This is a genomic window from Tabrizicola flagellatus (genome assembly GCF_008271465.1).
Classification (GTDB): domain Bacteria; phylum Pseudomonadota; class Alphaproteobacteria; order Rhodobacterales; family Rhodobacteraceae; genus Tabrizicola; species Tabrizicola flagellata.
Genome location: NZ_VMDU01000036.1, coordinates 1 through 1396, shown reverse-complemented (window position 1 = coordinate 1396; position 1396 = coordinate 1). Strand labels below are relative to the sequence as shown.

Annotated in this window: 1 protein-coding gene; it reads right to left on the bottom strand. The window is 60.5% G+C overall.

Going from position 1 to position 1396, the window contains the following annotated elements:
• Nucleotides 1–276: 276 nt before the first annotated feature.
• Nucleotides 277–1308 (bottom strand): IS110 family RNA-guided transposase, encoded by a 1032-nt coding sequence (locus FL625_RS17995; protein ID WP_149590043.1) that lies wholly within the window; start codon nt 1306–1308, stop codon nt 277–279.
• Nucleotides 1309–1396: the final 88 nt, after the last annotated feature.

The window sequence follows — 1396 nt, the reverse complement described above, 5'->3', positions numbered from 1 at the left end:
TCTTGTGTGGATGCCGCTCGGTATGCAAGGACATTATGAACCTCTGAACCTGTGATCGAGTGCGCGCTTGTGTCAGGCCTTTGTGTGCGGCTCTTCTCAAGCGCCGCTGGCCAGGATGGAGATCCGCGGGCAGGTTCCAACACTTCTCACCGGGCTCTAAGCCCTACACGTCTCGCTGGTTTTCCCCGCCCCGATCTGGTCGATCAGTTGTCCATTCGGCTCATGCCTTCCTCACATTCCCGGCTTCCGGCCTTGATTTTGGCGTGTGTTGTCAGGTCACGCCGCCACCAAAGCCGGAACTCGGTAACTTTCGTTTTTCGTCAGCATCGCCCAGATCTGACGCGCCATCTTGTTGGCCAGCGCGATGGCGACGAGAATTCGGGGTTTTCGGCGGATCAATTTGCCCAGCCAGGTATCCTCGGGCACGCCGCGCCTGCAGGCTCCGACCATCGCAGCCATCGCGCCAGTGATCAGCAACCTGCGAATGTCGTGCTGCCCCGCCTTTGATATGCGTCCAAGCCGGGTTCTGCCGCCACTTGAAGCCTGCCGTGGTACCAACCCCAGCCAGGCCGCAAAATCTCTCCCTCGTTCGAAGCTCTCCATCGGGGGGGCGAATGCTTCGATTGCCAATGCCGTAATCGGTCCGACGCCGGGCATCGTCTGCAGGGTTTGGGCTGCACCGCCTTCTTCTTTGCCTAGATCAGAGATCTGCTTGTTCAGGCGGTCGAGGTGCCTAGACAGATTATCGACCTGTTCCAGCAGGCCATGGCAGGCAAGACGCGCCGTATCGGGCAGATCGCTGGCCGCATCGGCTACGACTTCTGCCAGCTCTGGAAGGTGCTGCGGCCCGACCGGGGCGATGTAGCCGAATTCATAGAGGTGTGATCGCAGAGCGTTGATGAGTTCGATCCGCTGGGCCACCAACTTTTGCCGGATCCGGAATACGACAGCACGGGCCTGCTGCTCGGCAGTCTTGGGTTCGACAAACCGCATGCCGGGACGAGTGGCCGCCTCCACGATTGCCTCGGCGTCGGCAGCGTCATTCTTCTGGCGCTTGACGTAAGGCGTGACATAGTGCGGCGCGATCAATCGCACCCTATGCCCGGCGCGCGACAGCTCTCGCGCCCAGAAATGCCCGCCAGGACAGGCCTCCATGGCAACCTCACAGGGGGGATGCGCGGTCATGAAGCGGATGAATTGTGGCCTCGACAGCTTCTTGCGGAAAACCACAGACCCGTCCGCCGCCGCCCCGTGCAACTGGAACACGTTCTTTGCGAGATCGATCCCGATTATGGAAACTTCCTTCATGGATGCCCTCTCTTTTCCCTTGTGAGTCCAACACCACAAGCTTGGCGCATTGCGACGCCGTCGGGGAGAGCGGCATCCACCCCATCTT